Annotated in this window: 20 protein-coding genes and 2 tRNA genes; 8 read left to right on the forward strand and 14 right to left on the reverse strand. The window is 71.2% G+C overall.

Annotated features, from left to right (window positions below; genetic code table 11):
• Nucleotides 1–93: 93 nt before the first annotated feature.
• From rpmJ to GEV10_09205, 3 genes are read left to right on the forward strand one after another with little or no spacing between them, the layout of a single operon-like run.
• Nucleotides 94–216 (forward strand): 50S ribosomal protein L36, encoded by a 123-nt coding sequence (gene rpmJ / locus GEV10_09195; GenBank protein MQA78639.1) that lies wholly within the window; start codon nucleotides 94–96, stop codon nucleotides 214–216.
• 22 nt (nucleotides 217–238) lie between these two features.
• Entirely contained in the window at nucleotides 239–823 is a 585-nt protein-coding gene (locus GEV10_09200; protein ID MQA78640.1) for a mismatch-specific DNA-glycosylase, read from the forward strand.
• 49 nt (nucleotides 824–872) lie between these two features.
• Complete coding sequence (locus tag GEV10_09205; GenBank protein ID MQA78641.1) at nucleotides 873–1,472, forward strand: GNAT family N-acetyltransferase; 600 nt, start codon at nucleotides 873–875, stop codon at nucleotides 1,470–1,472.
• A gap of 155 nt (nucleotides 1,473–1,627) precedes the next feature.
• On the opposite strand, the gene GEV10_09210 is transcribed toward GEV10_09205, so the two are convergent.
• Nucleotides 1,628–1,700 (reverse strand) — tRNA-Glu (locus GEV10_09210).
• Nucleotides 1,701–1,732: 32 nt separating this feature from the next.
• Nucleotides 1,733–1,804, reverse strand: a tRNA-Gln gene (locus GEV10_09215).
• A 155-nt stretch (nucleotides 1,805–1,959) separates the two neighbouring features.
• Between GEV10_09215 and GEV10_09220 the strand changes: the two genes are divergently transcribed.
• Entirely contained in the window at nucleotides 1,960–3,612 is a 1,653-nt protein-coding gene (locus GEV10_09220) for a glutamate--tRNA ligase (GenBank protein ID MQA78642.1), read from the forward strand.
• A 6-nt stretch (nucleotides 3,613–3,618) separates the two neighbouring features.
• Here the strand turns inward: GEV10_09220 and GEV10_09225 are convergent, their stop codons facing one another.
• The 5 genes from GEV10_09225 to GEV10_09245 form a co-directional block, all read right to left on the reverse strand.
• Nucleotides 3,619–4,395, reverse strand: a complete 777-nt coding sequence (locus GEV10_09225; GenBank protein MQA78643.1) for a DUF2437 domain-containing protein — start codon at nucleotides 4,393–4,395, stop codon at nucleotides 3,619–3,621.
• Between the two features lie 11 nt (nucleotides 4,396–4,406).
• On the reverse strand, nucleotides 4,407–6,041 hold the full coding sequence (locus tag GEV10_09230; GenBank protein ID MQA78644.1) for a citramalate synthase: 1,635 nt from the start codon (nucleotides 6,039–6,041) through the stop codon (nucleotides 4,407–4,409).
• A 244-nt stretch (nucleotides 6,042–6,285) separates the two neighbouring features.
• The gene (locus tag GEV10_09235) at nucleotides 6,286–7,392 is read right to left on the reverse strand and encodes a branched-chain amino acid aminotransferase (GenBank protein MQA78645.1); all 1,107 of its coding nucleotides are present in this window, start codon (nucleotides 7,390–7,392) and stop codon (nucleotides 6,286–6,288) included.
• 219 nt (nucleotides 7,393–7,611) lie between these two features.
• On the reverse strand, nucleotides 7,612–8,670 hold the full coding sequence (locus tag GEV10_09240) for a 3-isopropylmalate dehydrogenase (GenBank protein MQA78646.1): 1,059 nt from the start codon (nucleotides 8,668–8,670) through the stop codon (nucleotides 7,612–7,614).
• 43 nt (nucleotides 8,671–8,713) lie between these two features.
• Nucleotides 8,714–9,355 (reverse strand): TetR family transcriptional regulator, encoded by a 642-nt coding sequence (locus GEV10_09245; protein ID MQA78647.1) that lies wholly within the window; start codon nucleotides 9,353–9,355, stop codon nucleotides 8,714–8,716.
• A gap of 85 nt (nucleotides 9,356–9,440) precedes the next feature.
• On the opposite strand from GEV10_09245, the gene GEV10_09250 reads away from it, so the two are divergent.
• Nucleotides 9,441–10,406, forward strand: coding sequence for a zinc-binding dehydrogenase (locus GEV10_09250; protein MQA78648.1), 966 nt, complete (start codon nucleotides 9,441–9,443; stop codon nucleotides 10,404–10,406).
• A 31-nt stretch (nucleotides 10,407–10,437) separates the two neighbouring features.
• The gene (locus tag GEV10_09255; GenBank protein ID MQA78649.1) at nucleotides 10,438–11,667 is read left to right on the forward strand and encodes a low temperature requirement protein A; all 1,230 of its coding nucleotides are present in this window, start codon (nucleotides 10,438–10,440) and stop codon (nucleotides 11,665–11,667) included.
• 56 nt (nucleotides 11,668–11,723) lie between these two features.
• On the opposite strand, the gene GEV10_09260 is transcribed toward GEV10_09255, so the two are convergent.
• Nucleotides 11,724–12,014: a hypothetical protein gene (locus GEV10_09260; GenBank protein MQA78650.1), complete on the reverse strand. Its 291-nt coding sequence runs from the start codon at nucleotides 12,012–12,014 to the stop codon at nucleotides 11,724–11,726.
• Nucleotides 12,015–12,325: 311 nt separating this feature from the next.
• Here GEV10_09260 and GEV10_09265 point away from each other — a divergent pair, with 311 nt between their 5' ends.
• The gene (locus tag GEV10_09265) at nucleotides 12,326–13,156 is read left to right on the forward strand and encodes an HAD hydrolase family protein (GenBank protein ID MQA78651.1); all 831 of its coding nucleotides are present in this window, start codon (nucleotides 12,326–12,328) and stop codon (nucleotides 13,154–13,156) included.
• A 124-nt stretch (nucleotides 13,157–13,280) separates the two neighbouring features.
• Here the strand turns inward: GEV10_09265 and GEV10_09270 are convergent, their stop codons facing one another.
• Nucleotides 13,281–14,684 (reverse strand): MFS transporter, encoded by a 1,404-nt coding sequence (locus GEV10_09270; protein ID MQA78652.1) that lies wholly within the window; start codon nucleotides 14,682–14,684, stop codon nucleotides 13,281–13,283.
• A gap of 200 nt (nucleotides 14,685–14,884) precedes the next feature.
• Between GEV10_09270 and GEV10_09275 the strand changes: the two genes are divergently transcribed.
• Nucleotides 14,885–16,090 (forward strand): MFS transporter, encoded by a 1,206-nt coding sequence (locus GEV10_09275; GenBank protein ID MQA78653.1) that lies wholly within the window; start codon nucleotides 14,885–14,887, stop codon nucleotides 16,088–16,090.
• 21 nt (nucleotides 16,091–16,111) lie between these two features.
• Here GEV10_09275 and GEV10_09280 read toward each other — a convergent pair whose 3' ends face one another.
• The 5 genes from GEV10_09280 to GEV10_09300 form a co-directional block, all read right to left on the reverse strand.
• Entirely contained in the window at nucleotides 16,112–17,701 is a 1,590-nt protein-coding gene (locus tag GEV10_09280; protein MQA78654.1) for a phosphoglycerate dehydrogenase, read from the reverse strand.
• A 211-nt stretch (nucleotides 17,702–17,912) separates the two neighbouring features.
• Complete coding sequence (gene ilvC, locus GEV10_09285; protein MQA78655.1) at nucleotides 17,913–18,914, reverse strand: ketol-acid reductoisomerase; 1,002 nt, start codon at nucleotides 18,912–18,914, stop codon at nucleotides 17,913–17,915.
• Between the two features lie 60 nt (nucleotides 18,915–18,974).
• Entirely contained in the window at nucleotides 18,975–19,499 is a 525-nt protein-coding gene (ilvN, locus tag GEV10_09290; protein MQA78656.1) for an acetolactate synthase small subunit, read from the reverse strand.
• Nucleotides 19,496–21,241: an acetolactate synthase large subunit gene (locus GEV10_09295; protein MQA78657.1), complete on the reverse strand. Its 1,746-nt coding sequence runs from the start codon at nucleotides 21,239–21,241 to the stop codon at nucleotides 19,496–19,498. Before GEV10_09295 ends, ilvN begins: the two co-directional genes overlap by 4 nt.
• A gap of 260 nt (nucleotides 21,242–21,501) precedes the next feature.
• The gene (locus tag GEV10_09300; protein MQA78658.1) at nucleotides 21,502–23,145 is read right to left on the reverse strand and encodes a hypothetical protein; all 1,644 of its coding nucleotides are present in this window, start codon (nucleotides 23,143–23,145) and stop codon (nucleotides 21,502–21,504) included.
• Nucleotides 23,146–23,200: the final 55 nt, after the last annotated feature.

Consider the following 23,200-nt stretch of genomic DNA (forward strand, 5'->3'; position numbering starts at 1 on the left):
TCCGCCGCGCTATCGATTCGCCATCCACGGCGCCGGGGAAGAGCGGCGCCCGTGCCGTTGTTACGTGCACGCCGTTCGAGAGGAGGACCTCACATGAAGGTCCGCAGGTCGCTTCGTTCGTTGAAGTCCAGGCCGGGCGCCCAGGTGGTGCGCCGCGGGAGGAGGGTCTACGTCCTCAACAGGAGGACCCCCCGCCTCAAGGCACGCCAGGGCTGACCGGAACCACGGAGGTCGAGGGGTGAGGTTCACCCGCGCCGAGCTGGAGGCGTGTCGAGGTGACACGCTTCCAGACCTCCTGGGCCCGGACGTGCGGCTGCTCTTCGTCGGCATCAACCCCGGACTGTGGACGGCCGCCGTCCAGGCCCACTTCGGCCGGCGGGGCAACCGGTTCTACCCGGCGCTGTACCGGGCGGGCATCGTCGACCGGCTGATCGACGCGTCGTCGGGATACGACCCCGACGACCTGGCCCACCTGAAGGCTCGCGGCATCGGCATCACCAACCTGGTCCACGAGGCGACGGCGCGCGCCGACGAGCTCGACACGGACGCGCTGGTCGCCGGTGGCGAGTCGCTGGCGGCACGGGTCCCTCGGATCGGCCCCGCCGTGGTGGCGGTCCTCGGCATCACCGCCTACCGCACCGCGTTCGCACGTCCACGCGCCACGGCCGGCCGCCGGCCGGAGGATCTCGGTGGCGCACAGCTCTGGGTGGCGCCGAATCCGAGCGGTCTCAACGCGCACGCCACTCTCGCCGGGCTGGCCGACGCGTATCGCGAGGTGGCGGCAGCGGCGGGAATCGACGTGCTCGAACCACCGTCGGCGTAGCGCGTCGACGCCGGTCCAGGGACCGTTTCCCGGTGCTAATGTCGTGAGCATGGTCGACCGCGTGCATCGCATCGTCGTCGAGGGCTCCAGGATCCACACCCCGAGGCTGTTGCTGCGCCCGTGGACGCCTGACGACACCGGGGCGGCACTCGCGGTCTACGGCACCGACGAGGTGTCGCGCTGGCTGGCACCGGCCATGGAGCGGGTCTCCGACGAGCGCGAGATGCGCACGCTCCTCGACCGGTGGATCGCGGAGTGCGAGACCCTCGAGCCGCCGCAGGGACGATGGGCGATCGAACGTCGCGACACCGGCGACCTGGTCGGTGGCGTCGTGCTGCTGCCGCTCCCGCCGTACCGCGGTGACCTCGAGATCGGCTGGCAGCTGGCGCCGGGCGCCTGGGGCGAGGGCCTCGCGGCCGAGGCGGGCCACGCCGTGGCGCACCAGGCCTTCGAGTCCGACGCCGCGGTCGAGGAGCTGTTCGCCGTGGTCCGCCCCCGCAACGCCAGAGGCGCCGCCACCGCCCGCCGGGTCGGTATGGACTGGGTCGGGGAGACCGACAAGTACTACGGCCTCAAGCTGCAGGTCTACCGCCTCCGCAAAGCCGACCTAGACCATTCCGGCCCCACGAGATCTGACACGCCGAGCTGACCGGTCACGGAGCCTGCCTCCCCGAACCGAAAGCGGAGCGCGAGCGGGAAGCGCACGGCCGAGTAAGAACCGCGGGGTCTGGGGCTCGAGCCCCAGAGAAGAAAAAGCGAAGGGGAGCCGGTGCGGCGAATGCCGCACACAGCTCCCCATCCACGTAGCCCCGACGGGATTCGAACCCGCGCTACCGCCTTGAGAGGGCGGCGTGCTAGGCCGCTACACAACGGGGCCGTGGTGGTGGTACTGCGCTATCGAGTACTGCGCTGGGGTACCAGGACTCGAACCTAGACTAGCTGAACCAGAATCAGCCGGGCTGCCAATTACCCCATACCCCAATCGGAGCGTCCTCGTCGGCCGCTCCGGTGGAAGAGTCTAGCCGACGCTGTCGTCGACGGCCAAAGTGGATGAGGGCCGGGTCGGGTCCTGTTGCTAGCCTGAGACGCCCCGCGCTCCGGGCGCGGCCTCCCACGGAAACGAGACTGACACACCGATGCTCGACCGCACCGCCGTCGACGCTCTGTTCCCCGCCGAGCTGCCCGATCCCGACCACTGGGAGCGGCGCTACCCGCCCCGCGACCTCCCCGAGGGTGCGCAGGTCACGCGGTTCGGCCCGTCGCCCACCGGGTCCATGCACATCGGCGGGGTGTACGTCGCCACGGTCGACCGCGACCTCGCCGCGCACTCCGGCGGCGTCTACCTCGTGCGGGTGGAGGACACCGACAGGTCGCGCGAGGTCGAAGGCGCGCTGGTGCAGTTCGACCGCGCCCTCGGGCACTTCGGCATCGCGTCGGACGAGGACGACGAGCACGGCGCGTACGGCCCGTACCGGCAGTCCGAGCGCGAGCAGGTCTACCTGACGTACGTGCGCGAGCTGATGCGGCAGGGCCGGGCGTACCCGTGCTTCGCCACCAGGGAGGAGCTCGCCGAGGTCACTGCCCGCCAGCAGGCCGCGAAGATCCCCACCGGCTACTACGACCAGTGGGCGGTCTGGCGCGACGCCGACCCCGCCGCGGTGCGGGCGAAGCTCGACGCGGGCATTCCGTACGTCGTCAGGTTCCGCACGCCTGACGAGCAGGAGCCGCGGGTCCGGTTCGCCGACGTCATCCGGGGCGAGCTCGAGCACGAGGCCAACCGCAACGACGCGGTGATCCTGAAGTCGTCCGACCAGTCCCCGCGGCTGCCGACGTACCACTTCGCTCACGCCGTCGACGACCACCTGATGCGCATCACCGTGGTGATCCGCGGCGAGGAGTGGATCTCCTCGGTCCCACTGCACCTGCAGCTGTTCGAGGCGCTCGGTTTCGAGCCGATCCCGTACGCGCACATCGCGCCGCTGATGAAGCAGATCCCCGGCGGCAAGCGCAAGCTGTCCAAGCGGAAGGACCCGGAGGCGAGCGTCGACTTCTATGTCGAGTCCGGCTATCCGGTCGACGCCGTCCTCCACTACCTGCGCGGGCTCATCAACGGCCGGCTCGCCGAGATGCCCCTTCCCGAGGCGCTGGCCACCCCGATCAGCCTCGACCAGTGCGGTGTCGCCGGCCCGCTCGTCGACCTCGTGAAGCTCGAGGACATCAGCGCCGACCACGTGGCCACGCTGCCGGGGCCGGTCGTCCTCGAGGCGGTGCGCACCTGGGCCGCCACGTACGACCCCGGGCTCGCCGAGGTCCTCGCGGCCGAGTCCGGGCTCGCGATCCGCGCGCTCGCGGTCGAGCGCGACGGCGTGGAGAACCCGCGCAAGGACCTCCGTAAGTGGGCCGACTTCCGGTCGGCGTACGGCTTCTTCTTCCCGCAGCTGTTCGGGCCCGTCTCGGGTCCGGGCGACGAGCGGGTGGCGGCGCTGGGGGTCGGGGTCGGTGTCGTGACCGCGTTCGCCGGTGACCTCGTCGACACCTATCAGCACCTCGACGATCCGCAGGCGTGGTTCGAGCAGATCCGGGCGCTCGCCGGCAGGCACGGGTTCGCGCGCAACGCCAAGGAGTACAAGAAGGACCCCGACGCCTACCCCGGCTCGATCCGCGAGGCGTCACAGCTCGTCCGGGTCGCGCTCACGGGATCGACGCGTAGCCCCGACATGTATGCGATCTGCCAGGCGCTCGGCGCCGGCGAGGTGCTGCGCCGCCTGCGGAGCCTGGCCGGCCGCTGACACGTGTCAGTCGCGGGCGACGACCGGGTTGGTCAGCGTGCCGATGCCTTCTACCGTCACCGAGACGCTCTCGCCGACGTGGAGGGGACCGACGCCCGCGGGCGTGCCGGTGAGGATGACGTCGCCGGGCAGGAGCGTCATGGCCTCGGTCACGTACGTCACGAGCGACGCGACGTCGTAGATCATCTGTGAGGTGCGGCCGGACTGGCGCAGCTCGTCGTCGACGGTGCAGGTGAGGGCGAGGTCGGACGCGTCGACGTCGGTCTGGATCCACGGCCCGAGCGGGCAGAACGTGTCGAAGCCCTTGGCCCTGCCCCACTGCTTCTCGCGCCGCTGCAGGTCGCGCGCGGTGACGTCGTTGGCGCAGGTGTAGCCGAAGATCACCTCGTCGACGCGCTCCCTCGGCACCTCGCGGCAGACCCGGCCGATGACCACCGCGAGCTCCGCCTCGAAATGCACGTCGTCCGAGACCTTCGGGTAGGCGATGGGCTCCCCCGGCCCGATCACCGACGTCGACGGCTTGAGGAACACGATCGGCTCCTCGGGCACCTCGTTGCCGAGCTCGGCCGCGTGCTCGGCGTAGTTCCTGCCGATGGCGACGACCTTGGTCGGCAGCACGGGTGCGACGAGCCGCGCCTCCGCGAGCGGCAGCCTGACGCCGGTGAGCTCGAACGACGGCTGGAACGGATGGCCGTTGATCTCGGTGATGACCTCGGCGCCCTCGTCGCCTTCGACGACGCCGAACGCCAGGTCCTCGTCCTTGACGAATCTCGCTATACGCACGGGAGTCGAGGCTATACGGCCGCGCGCACCGCCAGCTCGGCGGTCTCGGCGTGCCCCTTGCGCACGAGGTAGTAGCCGATCGCGTCCTCGAGCGCCTGCCACGACGCCGCGATCACGTTGTCCCCGACGCCGACCGTGCCCCACTCGTCCTTGCCGTCGCCGGTCTGCATGAGCACGCGGGTGACGGCGTCGGTGCCGTGCGCGCCCTCCAGGATGCGCACCTTGTAGTCGAGGAGCTCGATGTCGTCGAGCTCGGGGAACAGCCGCACGAGCGCCTTGCGCAACGCGCGGTTGAGCGCGTCGAACGGCCCGTGCGCCTCGCCGGTCACGACGTGCCGCTGACCGAGCGCGTTGAGGCGTACGGTCGCCTCGCTCGACGACGTGCCGCCGGCCCGGTGGTCGACGATCACGCGCCACGACTCGACGGTGAACGCCCGGCGCCGCTCGCCGTCGAGGGTGTCGCGGAGGATCAGCTCGAACGACGCGTCGGCGGCGTCGTAGGTGTACCCCTCGGCCTCGCGGCTCTTGACGGTCTCGGTGACCGCGGCCAGCGTCGCCTTGTCGCCGGACAGGTCGTATCCGAGCTCGCGCCCCTTGAGCTCGACGCTCGCGCGGCCGGCCATGTCGGACACGAGCATGCGCATGTCGTTGCCGACGTGCGCCGGCTCGGTGTGCTGGTAGAGGTTGGGGTCGACCTTGATCGCGCTGGCGTGCAGGCCGGCCTTGTGCGCGAACGCCGAGTGCCCGACGTACGGCTGGCTCGCCTGCGGAGCGACGTTGGTGACCTCGGCGACCGCGTGCGCGATGTGCGAGAGGTCGGCGAGCTTGCCGGCCGGCAGGACCCGCCGGTCGAGCTTGAGCTCGAGGTCGCCGATCACGGTGAACAGGTTGGCGTTGCCGCACCTCTCCCCTGTGCCGTTGGCCGTGCCCTGGACGTGCGTCGCGCCGGCGGCCACCGCGGACAGCGTGTTGGCGACCGCGCAGCCGGTGTCGTCGTGGGCGTGGATGCCGAGGCGGGCGCTCGACGAGCCGGCGACGGTGGACACGACCTCGGTCACCTGGTGCGGCAGCATGCCGCCGTTGGTGTCGCACAGCACGACGACCTCGGCGCCGGCCCCCGCCGCGGTCTCGACCACGCTGAGCGCGTACGCCGGGTCGAAGCGGTAGCCGTCGAAGAAGTGCTCGCAGTCGAGGAAGACCCGCCGGCCCTCCGCCACCAGGTGGGCGACCGTGTCGCGCACCATCGCGAGGTTCTCGTCCTTGGTGGTGCGCAGGGCGCGCTCGACGTGCCGCGAGTCGGACTTGGCGACGAGGCAGACGACGGGCGTCTCCGCGTCACGCAGCGCGGCGACCTGCGGGTCGTCGGCCGCCACCGCGTCGGCCCGCCTGGTCGCGCCGAACGCGGCGAGCTGCGCGTGCCGCAGGTCGAGCTCGGTGCGGGCACGGCGGAAGAACTCGGTGTCCTTCGGGATCGCCCCCGGCCAGCCGCCCTCGATGAAGCCCACGCCGAGCCCGTCGAGCAGCCGCGCGATCACCAGCTTGTCGGCGACGGTGAGGTTGAGGCCCTGTTGCTGGGCCCCGTCGCGCAGCGTGGTGTCGTACACGTGGAAGCTGTCGTCGAGTGGAGACATCGTCTCTGGCTCCATCCAGGATTCGGTCCAGAAGTCGGTGGTCATAGGTGGCCCAACAAAAAGACCCCCCGCGATGCGGGAGGTCTGCGCGTCGGACGGGTTCGTCGCAACGCGCTAAGGGCCAATAATGGTCAGGGAACGCACGTGGCCATGATGCCACACCGCTCGCGGAGTGGGAAGCGCTGCCCACGCGCTGAGACGTCGCGCGCTGTGCGGGCGCGGCCGGAGGCGGCGCCCGCACAGCTGACGGCTCCGCGGCTCAGGAGACCCGGTGGAGCCAGCCGTGGTCGTCGCTCACCGTGCCGGTCTGGATACCGACGAGGGTCTCGCGCAGCTCGTGGGTGACGGGACCCTCCTCGCCCGACGCGGCGCAGTCGATCTCGCCGCCCCGCCAGGACAGCCGGCCGATCGGGGTGAGCACGGCGGCGGTGCCGCACGCGAACACCTCGGTGAACGCGCCGGACGCCACGCTGTCGCGCCACTCGTCGAGGGAGACGGGACGCTCCTCGACACGGCGGCCCGCGGCCTTCGCGAGCTCGATCACCGAGTCGCGGGTGATGCCCGCGAGGATCGAGCCGGACGTCGGCGGCGTCACGAGGGAGCCGTCGGCACGGACGAAGAAGATGTTCATGCCGCCGAGCTCCTCGACCCAGCGCCGCTCGACCGCGTCGAGGAACACCACCTGCTCGCAGCCGTTCTCGATCGCCTCCTGCTGCGCGATCAGGCTGGCCGCGTAGTTGCCCGCGCACTTCGCGCCGCCCGTGCCGCCGGGCGCCGCGCGGCTGTACTCCTCCGACACCCAGATGGACACCGGCTTGACGCCGCCGCTGAAGTACGACGCGGCGGGCGAGGCGATGACGCAGAACGTCACGTGCCTGGCGGGCCGCACCCCGAGGAACACCTCGGACGCGTACATGAACGGCCGCAGGTACAGGCTCTTGCCCTGCTCTCGCGGCACCCAGTCGCTGTCGGTGCGGACGAGTGCGTCGCCCGCGGCGACGAACGTCTCGACCGGCAGCTCGGGCAGCGCCATGCGCTGCGCCGACCGCTGCATGCGGCGGCCGTTCGCGTCGGGCCGGAAGGTGGCGATGGAGCCGTCGGGCTGCCGGTACGCCTTGTAGCCCTCGAAGATCGACTGGGCGTAGTGGAGCACCGACGTCGCCGGGTCGGTCTGCAACGGGCCGTACGGCCTGAGCTCGCCGTCGAACCAGCCACGGTCGGGCTCCCAGTCGATGACGACCATGTGATCGGTGAAGTGCTGCCCGAACCCGGGTGCCGCGAGTACCGCCTCACGCTCGGCCGAGGGCATCGGCCGGCTGGTGGGCTTCAGCTCGATGGGTATGGGGCCGTGCGCTGTGGTGGTCATTGCAACTCCTCGTCTCTTACCAATCGACTCGAAGCAGTGCGACGCCAGGCCCGCGTGACTGCCGGGATCCCTGCTCCGAGTCGGGTTGGTAAGCATCAGTGCAGTGCAGAAACGGTAGCAAGGGGCGTCGCGTGGTTGTTAGGACGCCCAACTATCCGCAGCCATCGAACGCCACTGGGTCAGCTCGGCAAGGAGTTGTCGTTCGAACGGCCGGGTAGATCAACCCGCAGCGGCGAACTCCGCGATGTCCATGCCCACCTCTTGGGTGGACCTGGCCTGCCATTCGGTACCGCGTTCGGCGATGTCACGCCCGACGGCACGCTCGACCCGCTGCGCCGCTTCAGCGTACCCCAGGTGGTCGAGCAGCAGCGCGGCCGAGAGGATCGTGGCCGTCGGGTCGGCCTTGCCCTGCCCGGCGATGTCGGGTGCGGAGCCGTGCACGGGCTCGAACATGCTGGGCGCGACGCGGTCGGGGTTGATGTTGCCGCTCGCCGCGAGCCCGATGCCGCCCGCGATCGCCGCGCCGAGGTCGGTGAGGATGTCGCCGAACAGGTTGTCGGTCACGACGACGTCGAACCTGCGCGGGTCGCTGACGAAGAACATCGCCGCCGCGTCGACGTGCTGGTAATCCACGGTGACGTCGGGGAAGTCGGCCGCCACCCGGTCGACCGTGCGCTTCCACAGGTCGCCGGCGTAGGTCAGCACGTTGGTCTTGTGCACCAGCGTGAGGTGGCGGCGCGGGCGCTCCGCCGCACGCGTGAACGCGTAACGCACCACCCGCTCGACGCCGAACGCCGTGTTGTAGCTGTCCTGGGTCGCGACCTCCTGCGGAGTGCCGTGCCTCAGTACACCGCCACCGCCGACGTACGGCCCCTCGGTGCCCTCACGCACCACGACCATGTCGATGTCCTCGTGGTCGACGCCGACGAGGGGGCACGGCACGCCGGGATACAGGCGCACGGGCCGGAGGTTGACGTAGTGGTCGAGCTCGAACCGCAGGCGGAGCAGCAGGCCGCGCTCCAGCACACCCGGCGGGACTCGCGGGTCACCGATCGCGCCGAGCAGGATCGCGTCGGCCTGCCTCAGCTCCGCCATGACGGACTCGGGCAGGGTCTCCCCGGACGCGAGGTAGCGGCGGGCGCCGAGGTCGTACTCGACGGTCTCGAGCTTGGCGTCGGCCGAGGGCAGGACGGCCTCGATGACGCGCTGCGCCTCGGGCACGACCTCGGGTCCGATGCCGTCCCCTGGTACGAGTGCGAGTGTGATCGTGCGTGCCATGGAGCGAGGTTACCGGCCGTCCACGAACGGCCGCCCGCCAGTCTCAGGACGTGGGCAGGTGCGTGCGCAGCCCGGCGACGATCAGGTCGAGTCCCCGCGCGAAGTCGGCAGCGGGGTCGCCCGCGCCCGGCATGTCGTTGAGCGCGACGACGGTCGGTTGCGTCGCCGGGTCGAGGCGGCGGCGCCGCACCTCGGGGTCGTAGGCGGGGTCCCGCTCGCCCGGCCGCGGCCGTACGGCCTGCTCCTCGATCGCGTGGCCCACGGTGTAGCTGTAGACGGTGCCGAGCGCGAGGCCGGCGGTGGCCGCGTCGAATCCCGCTGCCGTCAGCACCCCGAGCGCGCGCTCCATGACGGAGTACATCCGTTCGTCGGTGAGGTACGTGCCCGGCACCATCTTGGCGCCGTCGCGGTACCTGAGCAGCGCGCCGCGCAGGCCGCCGGCGTACGCCCGCAGGAACTCCGGCCAGGCCCGGTGAGCCCACCCGTCGTCCACCTGGACGGCGTCGGCGAGGACGGTCGTCGCCATCGCGTCGAGTAGCTCCTTCTTGCCGGCGAAGTGCCAGTACAGCGCGGGCGCCTTGACGCCGAGCTCACCGGCGATCATCCGCAGGGTCAGCTTCTCCAGCCCCACCTCGTCGAGCAGCCGCAACGCCGTACGGACCACGGTCTCGCGGTCGAGCGCCATGCGGGCCCTCCCCTCCGGTTGACAACTTAACGATGTTAAAGCACCCTGGCAACGACGCTACTTTAACGTTGTTAAGGAGTACGCCATGAGGGCTGCCGTCATCCACACCACGGGAGAGCCGCCTCGGTACGGGGAGTTCGACGATCCGGTCGCCGGAGAGGGAGAGGCGCTGGTCCGGGTGAGCGCGGCCGCGATCACGAACATCGCCCGGGCGCGCGCGGCCGGCACGCACTACTCGCGGCACGAGGTGCTGCCCGCGGTGCCCGGCATCGACGGCGTCGGACGCACCGAGGACGGCACCCGCGTCTACTTCGGAGGTCCCCGCGAGCCGTTCGGCACCATGGCGGAGTACGCCCCGGCACCGCGGGCCTGGCTCGCGCCCGTGCCGGATGTACTCGACGACGTCACCGCTGCCGCGTTGCCGAACCCCGGCGTCTCCGCCTGGCTCTCGCTGTCGCACCGCGCGCGGCTGCGCGAGGGCGAGAGCGTGCTCGTCCTGGGCGCGACGGGCGTCACCGGCCGGCTCGCGGTGCAGTCGGCGAAGCTGCAGGGCGCGCGACGGGTCGTGGCCGCGGGGCGCGACGAGGCGTCGCTCGCGCGGCTCGCCGGACTCGGCGCCGACACCACCGTGCGGATCGGCGACCCGGCGACCGACCTCGCCGACGCGCTGGTCGAGGCGGCCGGCGAGGACGGCTTCGACGTCGTGATCGACTACCTGTGGGGCGCTCCCACCGAGGCGTTCGTCCGCTCGGTGATCCGCGGGGACCTCTCGGCCACACGCGGGCGCATCCGGCTCGTGCAGGTGGGCGAGATGGCCGGCACGGAGATCCGTCTGCCCGCCGCCGCACTCCGTTCCTCCGGGCTGGAGATCGTCGGTATCGGCACGGGCAGCATGCCGGAACCGCAGGTGATGAGCGCCGCATTCGAGCGGGTGCTCGCCGCGGCCACCGCGGGCGAGCTGTCCATCGACACCGAGGCCGTCCCGCTCAGCGGCGTCGCCGAGGCCTGGGGCCGCGACGGCCGCGGCACGCGCCTCGTCCTGGTCCCCTGACGCGGGATAGGCGCGTGCCAGGATGTGCGTCATGAACCTGCGCGGAATCTGGCGGTTCGAGGACAACGACGCCAAGGCCACGGTCACGCCCCTCGAGCTGTTCTTCGACCTCGTGTTCGTGTTCGCCCTGACGCAGGTGACGGCGTACCTCGCCGACCACCTCAACTGGCACGGCGTGGTCCAGGGTCTGGCGATCTTCGGCCTGCTGTGGTGGAGCTGGGTCTGCTACGCGTGGGTGGGCAACGTCGTGCGCGCCGACGAGGGTGCCTCACGGTTCGGGCTGTTCACCGCGATGGCAGCGATGCTCGTGCTCGCCCTGACGATCCCCGAGGCCTTCGACGACCTGCCGGGCGGCCTGCCCGGTCCCGTCGTCATCGCGCTGTGCTACCTGGTGTTCCGCGCGACTCACCTGGTCCTGTTCTGGGTCATCTCGCGCGGCGACCACGCCCTGCGCCGGCAGACGCTGCGCTTCGTCCCTTCGGTCGTGTGCTCCACGATCCTGCTGCTCGTCGCGGCCATGCTCGACGGCTGGGCGCAGACCGTGCTGTGGCTCGCGGCACTGCTGGCGGACTACGGCGGCAACCTGCTCGCCGGGTCCAACTGGCGCCTGCGCTCGGTCCCCCACTTCGCAGAACGGCACGGCCTCGTCGTCATCATCGCGCTCGGGGAGTCGATCGTCGCGATCGGCGTCGGCATCGCCGCACTGCCCATCTCCTGGCCGATCATCGTGGCCGCGACGCTCGGCCTCGTGGTGTCGGCCGCCCTATGGTGGGTCTACTTCGACGTGACGTCATTGGCCGCGGAGCACGCCCTGGCCGCGGTTCCAGAAAGCGACCGGCCCCGCGTCGCGCGCGATGCGTACAGCTACCTGCACCTGCCGATGGTCGCCGGCGTGGTGGTGCTCGCCCTTGGCCTGAAGAAGGTCCTGGAGTACGTGGGGGACACCGCACACCACTCGCTCGGCGACCCGCTCACCGGCATCGGGCTCTACGCCCTGTACGGCGGGGTCGCCCTCTACCTGCTCGGTCACGTGGCGTTCAAATGGCGGACGATGCGCCTCGTCGTCGGGACGCGCATCGGTCTGGCCGTGGTACTGGTCGCCGCACTCCCGCTCGTCGCGCAGCTGCCGGCACTCGCCTCGCTCGGCATCCTGGCCGCGGCGATGATCGCGCTGAACGTCGTCGAGACCGCTATCCACGCCGAGCAGCGTGGGCGGATCAGGCACGGCGACGCCACTCCCGACGGCCTCGGACACACCTGAGGCCGGCCGGTCGGCAGCGCCGATCGACCGGCCCCGGCCGGCGTCTCAGGTCACAGTCACGGGCGGCCGCGGCCGCCGTTGTCCCTGCGGTCCATCGCGATCTGGACGGCTCGACGCACCTCGTCGGCGTCCTTCTTCGCGTCACCGGCTGACTGCGTGTACCTGTCGTCCACCACGGTGTCGTTCCTCTCCCCCGTACGCGCGTGCCTGCCGTTCGCCGCGCCATGACCCGACGGGATCACCTCGGTGACGTGGGTGGCGTCGACACCGCGACCGGTACCTCGTGAGCGCCGGCCGGGTGCGTCCGCGGGCGAGGAGTACACGGCGCGCATTGCCAGCGAATCCACGAGACTCCTCCTGCCACGGGTCGAGACGGTCGGCCAGCGCGAGACCCCGCGACGGGTGCTGGCCTGTATTTGTCTCAGGCCCCGCCGCGGCAGGTAATGAGGAGTACCTGGCGCATCATGACGCCTTTCACGGTACGACCGTCCCGCTCGGCTTGTCTCGTCTCCCGGGCGCCGGTCTCGATCTGCGAGACAAGTTGTTGGACACCCGACTACTTTGTCGCCCGCTGTCCGCCGACGTCAGGTCCCCACCCCGACCGGGACCCCGCGTGTCGTGCGCCGCGTCGATGACCTTCGCCTCTAGCTTGTGAGTCGTGAGCTCAACGCCGCAGGCGACCCACCGACTCCCCCGCGACACCGACGCCGGTGACGGCAGCCGGCTCGTCGCGCTCGACATCGACGGCACCCTGCTCGACCAGGAGCTGCGCCTCGCACCCGCGGTACGGTCCGCCGTCCGCGACGTCGTCGCCCGCGCGCACGTCGTCCTCGCGACCGGACGCTGCATCGTCTCGACCAGGCTCGTCGCCGACCGGCTCGGTCTGGCCCGCGGCTACGCGGTCTGCAGCAACGGCGCGGTCGTCGCGCGCCTCGGCACGTTCGCGCCGGTGGCGGTGCGGACGTTCGACCCCGCACCGGCCGTCCACCTGCTGCTGCAGCACATGCCCGACGCGCTCGTCGCAGTGGAGGAGCTCGGCGTCGGCTACCGGGTGAGCGCGCCGTTCCCACCGGGCGACCTGTCCGGCCTGCAGCGGGTCGAGCCGCTCGACGCGCTCGTCGAGCACCCGGTGCCGCGTGTCGTCGTCAACCGTCCGGGCTGGTCGGCGCAGTCGCTCCTGCAGGTCGTCGACAGCGCGGGCCTGCGCGGGGTGACCTACACCGTCGGCTCCACCGCGTGGCTCGACCTGGCGCCGCAGGGCGTCACGAAGGCGGCGGCCCTGGAGGAGGTGCGCGTCCGCCTCGGAGTACCGCCGGAGGGGACGCTGGCCATCGGCGACGGCCGCAACGACATCGAGATGCTGCGCTGGGCGCACCGGGGCCTGGCCATGGCCGAGGCTCCGCCCGACGTGCGCGCCGCGGCCGACGAGGTCATCGGCTCGGTCGGCGACGACGCGGTCGCCACCGTGCTCGCGCACCGCTTCCGCTGACGCTCGGTCGCGCTCCCATCCCCGGCTCAGCCGGTGAAGAGCTTGGCCGCCTTGAGCAGCGTCTGGTAGACGCCGTACGCCAGCGGGATGCCGACGATCAGCCAGGCGATAGCGAGCCGTACCTTCATGCCGCTTCTCCTCTCGCCTCGACGCGCGCGGCCGCGCCGTCCGCCGGTTCGTGGAACCGCTCGGACACGGGACGCACCAGCAGGTTGGCGACGAAACCGACCGCCAGGACGGCGATCATCGTGAACAGGGCCGGCCGGTACGCGGCCGCGGTCAGGCTCCCCGGCTCGCCCTGCGCGTCGAGGAACGAGTTGATGATGAGCGGTCCCGCGACGCCCGCCGCCGACCACGCGGTGAGCAGCCGACCGTGGATCGCGCCGACCTGGTACGTGCCGAAAAGGTCGCGCAGATAGGCGGGAACGGTAGCGAACCCTCCGCCGTAGAACGAGATGATGAGCATCGCGAAGACCACGAACAGGATCGTGGTGGTGCTCCCCAGCAGGGCGAGGCCGAAGTAGAGCAGGATGCCGACGCCGAGGTAGCCCATGTAGATCGGCTTGCGGCCGATCAGGTCGGACGTCGACGACCAGACGAACCGACCGGCCATGTTGGCCATCGAGAGCATGCCCACGAGCCCGCCGGCGGCTCCCGCGGCGACCGCCGACGTGCCGTTCTCACGGAAGAAGTCCTGGATCATCGGTGCCGCCTGCTCGAGGATCCCGATGCCGGCGGTGACGTTGCAGAACAAGACGATCCACACGCACCAGAACGACCGTGTCTTGATCGCGTTGGCCGCGGAGACGTTCGCCGTGGTGACCATCGGCTTCGACCGCAGCTTCGCGGGATCGAAGCCCTCGGGAGCCCAGCCGTCCGCGGGCACTCGTGCCGTGAACGCACCGAACATCATGAAGACCAGGTAGATGAGGCCGAGCGAGAGGAACAGGGCCGCGACCGCAGAGCCGCTCGCGACCGACGCCGGGTCGGTGGGGTCGTAGCCGCTGTCGTACAGGGCCATCAGCTGCCCGGACAGCGGGCTCGCGATGAGCGCGCCGCCGCCGAAGCCCATGATCGCGAGACCAGTGGCGAGGCCGGGGCGGTCGGGGAACCACTTGATCAGGGTCGACACCGGGGAGATGTAGCCGATGCCGAGCCCGATCCCGCCGATGAAGCCGTACCCGAGGTAGACCAGCCACAGCTGCTGCGTCGCGATGCCGAGCGAGCCGACGAGGAAGCCGACGCTCCAGCAGCACGCCGCCGTGAACATCGCCTTGCGCGGACCGTTCCTGTCGACCCAGGTGCCGGCGATCGCGGCCGAGAGCCCGAGCATCACGATCGCGATCGAGAAGATCACGCCGATCGCCGTCTGCGAGGTGTCGAAGTGCTCGACCAGCGCCGTCTTGTACACGCTCGTGGCGTACGCCTGGCCGATGCACAGGTGCACGGCGAGGGCGGCCGGTGGGAACAGCCATCGGTTGTACCCCGGTCCGGCGACGGACCGCTCCCGATCGAGGAAGCTCAGCACGATCTACCTCCCGACGTCATCGTCGCCCCGGCCGCGCACCATCCTGCACATTCGTTCGCCGACTGTCGACGTCCCGACCGCTCACCGTGAGACGAACGGTCCCTCCCCCGCGGCCGGTGGCTCCCCCGCCCCGACTCGCGATGCTTCGGCTGAGGCAAAAGGCTTAGCGACAGCGGCCTTCGCCTGCGACGCTTCGGAGCATGACCGTTCGGACCTATCCCGCGCTGCTCCGGACTCCCGGGGTCGCCGTGCTGCTCGCCTCGTCCCTCGCCGCGCGGACGCCGAACACCATGATCATGATCGCGATGTCGTTCTGGGCGCGCGACCTGACCGGCACGTTCGCCTGGTCCGGGGTGCTGATCGGCACCTACACCGCCGGCGTGGTCGTGGCCGGCCCGCGCCTCGGCCGGCTCGTCGACAGGTACGGGCCGCCGCGGGTGCTCCTCCCATGCGGCGTCGTGTGGAGCGCGGGGTTCGTCGTGCTCGCGGTGCTGCCGGCGAGCGTCTGGTGGGTCGGGCTCGGCGTCTCGCTCGTCACCGGCGCGGCGCTCCCGCCGGTCAGCGCGGCGGTCCGGGCGGTATGGCCGCGGCTCGTCCGCGGTGACCAGCTGCGGACGGCCTACACGCTCGAGGCCACGGCCCAGGAGCTGATGTTCGCGGTAGGCCCGATGCTCGCGGCGGTCCTGGTGACGTTCGCCGGCTCGCGGTTCGGCATGGCGGGTTGCGGTGTCGTCGGCCTCGCCGGCGTGGTGTGGTGCGCCAGCCGCCCGGCACTGCGAGCCGGTGGCACCGGAGCCGAGCCGTCACAGCGCCGCGAGGGCATCCTGCGCCACCCCGGACGGTTCAGCCTCATCGCCGGTATGGCGCTGCTGGTCGCGGCGTTCTCCGCCGTCCAGCTCGGCATCGTCGCGTTCGCCGAGGCGAGTGGCGACCGGCTGCTGAGCGGCGTGCTCGAGCTGGTGTGGAGCCTGGCCAGCCTGGCGGGCGGCCTCGTCGCCGGGGCGGTCGGCGCGCGCAGGGGCGTGTCGCCGTGGCGGCGGGTGGCGATCATGTCGGTGGGCGTCGCCGGCTGCGTGGTCGCGCCAGGACCGTGGTGGCTCGGCGTCGCGTTGATCGCGGCCGGGGCGATGATCGCACCGACGATGGCGGCGGCGTACGAGTGCATGGGCGAGCTCGCCCCACCGGGCGCGAGCGCCGAGGCGTTCGCCTGGCTCTCGGTCGCGGCCATGGCGGGTTCAGGAGTCGGTGCGACGCTCGGCGGCCAGGTCGTCACCTGGTACGGCCCGAGCGGAGGGTTCGCGCTCGGCGTCGTGCTGTGCGTGGTGGCCGTGGCCGCCCTGCTGCCGGCGGGCCGCACCGGGACGCCGGCCGCCCTCGCCGGCCGTCCCGCCCTCGCCCCCGAGTAAAGGGCGGAGGCGCCCCGGTCGTCACTCGCTGAGGTCGACGACGCGGCCGTTCTCGGCGCCGATCCCCGAGACGATCGCGTCGACCAGGCCGGCCGGGATCGGCGAGTCGACGGTCATCACGACGAGCGCGTGGGTGGCCTTCTCGTCGCGGCCGACCTGCATGCTCGCGATGTTGACGTCGGCCTCGCCGAGCAGCCTGCCGACGGTGCCGACGACGCCCGGACGGTCGGTATAGCGGAAGAACGCCATGTGCTCGGTCAGCACGATGTCGACGTCGTAGCCGTCGACCTCGACGAGCTTCTCGACGTGCCTGACGCCCGACAGCGTGCCGGACACCGAGTGCACCTCGCCGCTGGCGAGCGTGCCGCGGATCGTCACGACGTTGCGGTAGTCGGGGCTCTCCTCGCTGGTGAGCAGGCTGACCTCGACGTCGCGCTCCTGGGCGAAGAGCGGCGCGTTGACGTAGCTGACGGCGTCCTCGACGACGTCGGTGAAGACGCCCTTGAGCGCGGCGAGCTGCAGCACCTGGACGTCCTCGGTCGCGATCTCGCCGCGCACCTCGACCTCGAGGCCGCTCGCCATGCCGCCGGCGAGCGCGGTCCACAGCCGGCCGAGCTTCTCGACGAGCGGCAGCGCCGGGCGGACGTCCTCGGCGATCGCGCCGCCCTGGACGTTGACGGCGTCGGGGACGAGCTCCCCGGCGAGCGCGCGGCGCACGGACTTCGCCACGGCGACGCCGGCCTTCTCCTGCGCCTCGTGGGTGCTCGCGCCGAGGTGCGGTGTGACGACGACGTTGGCCAGCGAGAACAGCGGGCTGTCGGTACACGGCTCCGTCGGGAAGACGTCGACCCCGGCGCCCGCGACGCGGCCGTCCTTCAGTGCCGCGGCGAGTGCGTCGTCGTCGATGATGCCGCCGCGTGCGGCGTTGACGATGCGCACGTCGGGACGGACGAGGTCGAGCTCGTGCTCGCCGACCAGGCCCTTGGTCTCCGGCGTCTTCGGCAGGTGCACGGTGATGAAGTCGCTCTCGCCGAGCAGCTCGTCGAGGCTCACCAGACGCACGCCGATCTGCGACGCGCGCGCGGCCGGGACGTAAGGGTCGTACGCGATCAGCTTGACGCCGAACGCGGACAGCCGCTGCGCGACGAGCACGCCGATCCGGCCGAGGCCGAGGATGCCGACGACCTTGCCGTGCAGCTCGACGCCGGTGTACTTCGACCGCTTCCACTCTCCCGCCTTGAGCGCGGCGTCGGCCTGGGGAACGTTGCGGGCGGTGGCGAGCAGCAGCGCGATGGCGTGCTCGGCGGCGCTCACGATGTTGGACTGCGGCGCGTTGACGACCATGACACCGCGCTTGGTGGCCGCACTGACGTCGACGTTGTCGAGGCCGACGCCGGCACGCGCGACGACGCGCAGCTTCGGTGCGGCGCCGAGCGCCTCGACGTCGACCTGGGTGGCACTGCGGACGATCAGCGCCTCGGCGTCGGCGAGCGCGGGCAACAACGCGGCACGATCGGTGCCGTCGACCTCGCGTACGTCGAAATCCTCGGCGAGGAGGGCGGTTCCTGCGGGCGAGAGCTCGTCAGCGACGAGCACTACGGGACGACTCACGTGTAGGGACCTCTCGCGGCTATTGCTGTGACCGGTGTCCTCGGGGCTCGGACACAGCTCTGTGCCCACGTAACGCAGAGTTTACCCACCGACGGATCGATCGACCCGGCGGCCGTGATAGTGGGGTCGCATCCCCCGGAACGACGCGAAGGGCACCGTCACCACACCATGGTGTGGTGACGGTGCCCTTCGCGTGTACGGAACGTGCTGCTCAGGCCGTCTCGGTGATCGGACGGTCCACCCACGGCATCATCGACCGCAGGTGCTCGCCGGTCTTCTCGATCGGATGCTGCGCCTGGTCCTCACGCGCCTTGCGGAACATGGGCCGACCGGCGTCGTCCTCGGCGATCCACTCCCGCGCGAAGGTGCCGTCCTTGATCTCGTCGAGGATGCGCTGCATCTCCTGCTTGACGTGGTCGTCGATGACACGCGGCCCGCGGCTGTAGTCGCCGTACTCGGCCGTGTCGGAGACCGAGTAGCGCATGCGCGCGATGCCGCCCTCGTACATGAGGTCGACGATCAGTTTGATCTCGTGCAGCACCTCGAAGTACGCGATCTCCGGCTGGTAGCCGGCCCTCGTCAGGGTCTCGAACGCGGCCTGCGACAGGTGCGAGATGCCACCGCAGAGCACGGCCTGCTCGCCGAACAGGTCGGTCTCGGTCTCCTCGGTGAAGGTCGTCTTGATCGCGCCGGCGCGGGTGCCGCCGATCGCCTTCGCGTACGCCTTGGTGACCGGCCACGCGTTGCCGCTCGCGTCCTGCTCCACCGCCACGAGGACGGGCACGCCCTTGCCCTCGGCGAACTGCCGGCGCACCAGGTGACCAGGGCCCTTCGGCGCGACCATGCACACGTCGACGCCGGTCGGCGGCTTGATGAAGTCGTACCTGATGTTGAAGCCGTGGCTGAAGAACAGCGCGTCGCCCTCGACGAGGTTCGGCTCGATGGCCTCGGCGAAGACGTGCCGCTGGACGGTGTCGGGCGCGAGCACCATGACGACGTCGGCTTCCTCGCACGCCTCGTACGGCGTGAGGACGCGCAGGCCCTCGGCCTCGGCATTGGCCCGGCTCTTCGACGCCTCGGGCAGGCCGATCCGCACGTCGACGCCGGAGTCGCGCAACGAGAGCGCGTGCGCGTGGCCCTGGCTGCCGTAGCCGAGGACGGCCACGTTCTTGCCCTGGATCACCGACAGGTCGGCGTCGTCGTCGTAGTAGATCTCCGCCACAGCGGATCCTTCCTTCCTCGTTCGATCTAGGGGTGTATCTCCAGACGCACCCTAGGCGCTTCGCTCGAGCGAGCGGAGCGTGCGGTCGGTGATGGAGCGCTCCCCGCGGCCCAGCGCGACCACGCCGGACTGGACGAGCTCCTTGATGCCGAACGGCTCGAGCACGCGCAGCATCGCGGACAGCTTGTCCGGTGACCCGGTGGCCTCGATGGTCACCGACTCCGGCGAGACGTCCACGGTACGCGCGCGGAACAGCTGCACCGTCTCGAGCACCTGGCCACGGTGCCGCGCGTCGGCGGCGACCTTCACCAGCAGCAGCTTGCGCTGCACGCTCGAGCTCTCCTCGAGCTCGACGATCTTGATCACGTTGACGAGCTTGTTGAGCTGCTTCGTGACCTGCTCGAGCGGCGAGTCCTCGACGCCGACGACGAGCGTGATGCGCGAGACCTCGGGGTGCTCCGTGGTGCCCACGGCGAGGGACTCGATGTTGAAGCTGCGGCGGGAGAAGAGGCCGGAGATGCGTGCGAGCACGCCGGGCTTGTTCTCGACGAGGACCGAAAGTGTGTGGGTCTTCACAGGTCGTCCTTCTCCCAGTCGGGCGCCATGTCCCTGGCCACCTTGATCGCGTCGTTGCTCGTGCCCGCCGCGACCATCGGCCACACCATCGCGTCCTTGTTGACGACGAAGTCGATGACCACGGGGGTGTCGTGGATGCTCATCGCCTTCTCGATGGTGGCGTCGACCTGGTCGGCCTCCTCGCAGCGCAGGCCGACGCAGCCCATCGCCTCGGCGAGCTTGGCGAAGTCGGGGATGCGCGTGGAGTGCAGGTCGGTGTTGGAGTAGCGGCCCTCGTAGAAGAGGGTCTGCCACTGCCGCACCATGCCCAGGCTCTGGTTGTTGATGATGGCGATCTTCACCGGGATGCCCTCGAGCGCGCAGGTGACCAGCTCCTGGTTGGTCATCTGGAAGCAGCCGTCGCCGTCGATCGCCCAGACCGTCGCGTCGGGACGGCCAACCTTCGCGCCCATCGCCGCGGGGACGGCGTAGCCCATCGTGCCGAGCCCGCCGGAGTTGAGCCAGGTGGACGGCTTCTCGTACTTCACGAACTGCGCCGCCCACATCTGGTGCTGACCGACGCCCGCGACGTAGATCGCGTCGGGGCCGACCGTCGCGCCGATCCGCTCGATGACGTACTGCGGCGACAGCGTGCCGTCGTCGGGTGCGTCGTACCCCAGCGGGTACATCCGCCGCCAGCCGTCGAGCTGCCGCCACCACGCGGCGAGGTCGGCGACCCGGCCGCTCTCGCGCTCGGCGCGGACGGCCTCGAGCAGCACCGCGAGGGTCTCGCGGCAGTCGCCGACGATCGGCACGTCCGCGGCGCGGTTCTTCGAGATCTCTGCGGGGTCGATGTCGACGTGGACGACCTTGGCCTCGGGCGCGAACGACGAGAGCTGGCCGGTGACGCGGTCGTCGAAGCGCGTGCCGAGCGCGATCAGCAGGTCGGCGCGTTGCAGCGCGCCCACCGCCGTCACCGAGCCGTGCATGCCCGGCATGCCGACGTGCTGCCGATGGCTGTCCGGGAACGCGCCCCGTGCCATCAGCGTGGTGACAACGGGGATGCCGGTCAGCTCGGCCAGCTCGAGCAGCTCCTTGGTCGCGCCGGCCTTGATGACGCCGCCGCCGACGTAGAGCACCGGGCGGTCGGCCTCGGTGATCATCCGCGCCGCCTCGCGCACGCGCTTGGCGTTGGGTTTGGTCACCGGCCGGTACCCGGGCAGGTGCGGGCGCACCGGCCAGCTGAACGAGCCGGTCGCCTGCATGGCGTCCTTCGCGACGTCGACGAGCACCGGGCCCGGGCGGCCCGTGCTCGCGATGTGGAACGCCTCGGTCACCGCCTGCGGGATGTCCTCGGGCTTCGTCACGAGGAAGCTGTGCTTGGTGATCGGCATCGTGATGCCGCAGATGTCGGCCTCTTGGAAGCCGTCAGTACCGATCAGACTGCTGGGCACCTGGCCGGTGATCGCGACGATCGGCACCGAGTCCATGTGCGCGTCGGCGATCGCGGTGACGAGGTTCGTCGCACCGGGGCCGCTCGTCGCCATGCACACGCCGACTCGTCCCGTCACCTGCGCGTAGCCCTCGGCCGCGTGCCCGGCGCCCTGCTCGTGCCGGACGAGGACGTGGCGGATCTGCTTCGAGTCGAACAGCGGGTCGTACGCGGGGAGGACCGCGCCGCCGGGAATGCCGAAGACGACCTCGACACCCTCGTGCTCGAGCGATCTGATGAGGGCCTGTGCCCCCGTCATCTGCTCTGTCATGCGCCCACGCCTCCTCGCACTGCCACAGTCGTCATGCGTCCTCACCGTTCCCCGACATGTAGTTGGCCATCAAAAAACCCCTCGGGCCGAAGCCGGCGAGGGGTTGCGCACAAGCGGATCTCGGTCAGCCTGTGCGCTGCCCGAGTACGAGGATCGACCGCTCGTTGTTCACGATACGTACCTTCACCCGAAGCGACCGTGCGTGTCAAGCTGGTGGGACGGTTCGGTCCATCATCCGAGACGTGAGGCGTGCCACAGGCTCAGGGATCGTCACCGAAGCTCGCGCCGACGTCGAGCGGGTCGTGGTCGAAGCCCGACGCCATCGTCAGGATCAGCCCGTTGACGTAGCCGCGCTCACCGTGTCCCAGCGGCACCTCGAGCCAGGCGCCGCGCATGTTCCGCGGAACGGTCACGAGCGTGAAGCCGTCGTCGGCAGTGCGCGCATGCACCTGCTCCGGTGCAGAGCCGACCCCTCCGTGCAGGACGACCCGGCGGTTCGGGTGGTCGGGGAAGAGCACGGCGACCTGGTCGCCCATGCGCCACGCCACCGGGTCGCCGGCGTCGAGCAGTGGCCTGCCCCTGATGTACCTGTTGATCGAGAGCCTGTTGTCGACGTCGCGGCTCCACCACAGGGCCTGCAGCACGACCGCGCCGGTGCGCAGCCGGTACGCCGCGGCCATCCAGTACGTGCGGCCGCCGTCCTGCCTGGTCCACCGCCACAGGACGTCGAGCTGGGCGAACGTGAGCCGGTACGTGCCCGCGAGGTCGGCCGCCGCGAAGCCCCAGGCCTCGTCGTCGGGGACGTCCCCGTACGACCGCCGCGGTGCCGGTGCCTGCCCGCCCGGGTAGAACGACGTGCGCTCGACGCCCTGCACCGGACCGTCGTAGGGCGAGCCCGCCGTCCCCGTCACGGACACCCGCATCATGCGGACGGAGGGCGCCCGCACCCGCTCGAACACCACCCCGCCACGCGGCACGTGGGTGACGTACGTGCGCTCGACGTGGCCGAACCGCGGGACCGGGCGGGTCGACACCGCGATCGAGCGCGCGTCCGACGGTGCGAGCACCACGAGTAGGCCGGTGCCCGCAGGCTCGGGGTCGGCCCAGGCGACGGTCCTCGACCAGGGCGAGAGCGATCCGGCGGCGAGGCGTTCCATCCGGTCGAGGCCGTCACCCGTGCGGCCGACGAAGGCGACCAGCTCGAGCGGCCCCCGGGGGACGCCCGGCCGCACCACGAGGACGACCCGCCTGCCGTGCGCCTCACCGGCGAACAACGCCCTGCCGCCGGGCGCCCACCGGGCGAGGGAATCGAGGAGAGCGCGGTCACCGACCAGCGACCCGCGGACCGGCCAGGTCGTGACGTCCCCGCGGACGACGGGCGTCCGGTCCGGCCGGTGCTGGGGCGCCAGCACCACGGACCCGAGCACGACGAGCACGACCGTGACCGCCGCGACGAGGCCGGCGTACGCGCGCCGTCTCCGGTGGCGGCGCAGGAGCGGCGCGACACGTTCGTACGGCGCCGGATCGAGGGGCACGTCGTCGACACGCCTGCGCAGGACCTCGCCGAACGCGGCCCGCGGGTCGGGGAGATCGTCCGCCGCGGCGCCTCCGGCCAGCCGCGCGTACGCGTCGTCGCGCGCGGCCGCGAGCTCGTCGCGGCGTCCGCGCAACGAGCGCAGCGCCGTGCCGGCGTCCATCCCGGCGTACGTCTCGAGGACCACGAGCACGCGCCCGGGCGGTGACAGGGCGCGGTACGCCGCCTCCGTCTCCGAGGCCGCCGGGGTGTCCGCAGTGGTCGCGAGGAGGGTCGCGGCGTTGCGTGCGACGTCGGCCAGCACCGACTCCTCGACGGAGTCGGCGTCGTGGCGGATGTCGGGGGCAGCGCGGGCGAGGGCCTCGGCCACCAGCCGGCGCGCGGAGTCGAGATCGGCGCTCAGCAGGTAGCCGGTACGCAGGAGT

This window comes from Streptosporangiales bacterium, from assembly GCA_009379955.1.
Taxonomy (GTDB): domain Bacteria; phylum Actinomycetota; class Actinomycetes; order Streptosporangiales; family WHST01; genus WHST01.

Bases quoted from the DNA above. Each gene is read 5' to 3' on its own strand.
- GEV10_09245 (MQA78647.1), bottom strand. From the start codon at position 9,355: ATGGCGCTCGACCGCGAGACCGTGGTCCGTACGGCGTTGCGGCTGCTC.
- GEV10_09230 (MQA78644.1), bottom strand. From the start codon at position 6,041: ATGGAGCCAGAGACGATGTCTCCACTCGACGACAGCTTCCACGTGTAC.
- rpmJ (MQA78639.1), top strand. From the start codon at position 94: ATGAAGGTCCGCAGGTCGCTTCGTTCGTTGAAGTCCAGGCCGGGCGCC.
- GEV10_09235 (MQA78645.1), bottom strand. From the start codon at position 7,392: ATGACCACCACAGCGCACGGCCCCATACCCATCGAGCTGAAGCCCACC.
- GEV10_09220 (MQA78642.1), top strand. From the start codon at position 1,960: ATGCTCGACCGCACCGCCGTCGACGCTCTGTTCCCCGCCGAGCTGCCC.
- GEV10_09255 (MQA78649.1), top strand. From the start codon at position 10,438: ATGAACCTGCGCGGAATCTGGCGGTTCGAGGACAACGACGCCAAGGCC.
- GEV10_09295 (MQA78657.1), bottom strand. From the start codon at position 21,241: ATGACAGAGCAGATGACGGGGGCACAGGCCCTCATCAGATCGCTCGAG.
- GEV10_09250 (MQA78648.1), top strand. From the start codon at position 9,441: ATGAGGGCTGCCGTCATCCACACCACGGGAGAGCCGCCTCGGTACGGG.
- GEV10_09275 (MQA78653.1), top strand. From the start codon at position 14,885: ATGACCGTTCGGACCTATCCCGCGCTGCTCCGGACTCCCGGGGTCGCC.
- GEV10_09205 (MQA78641.1), top strand. From the start codon at position 873: ATGGTCGACCGCGTGCATCGCATCGTCGTCGAGGGCTCCAGGATCCAC.
- GEV10_09240 (MQA78646.1), bottom strand. From the start codon at position 8,670: ATGGCACGCACGATCACACTCGCACTCGTACCAGGGGACGGCATCGGA.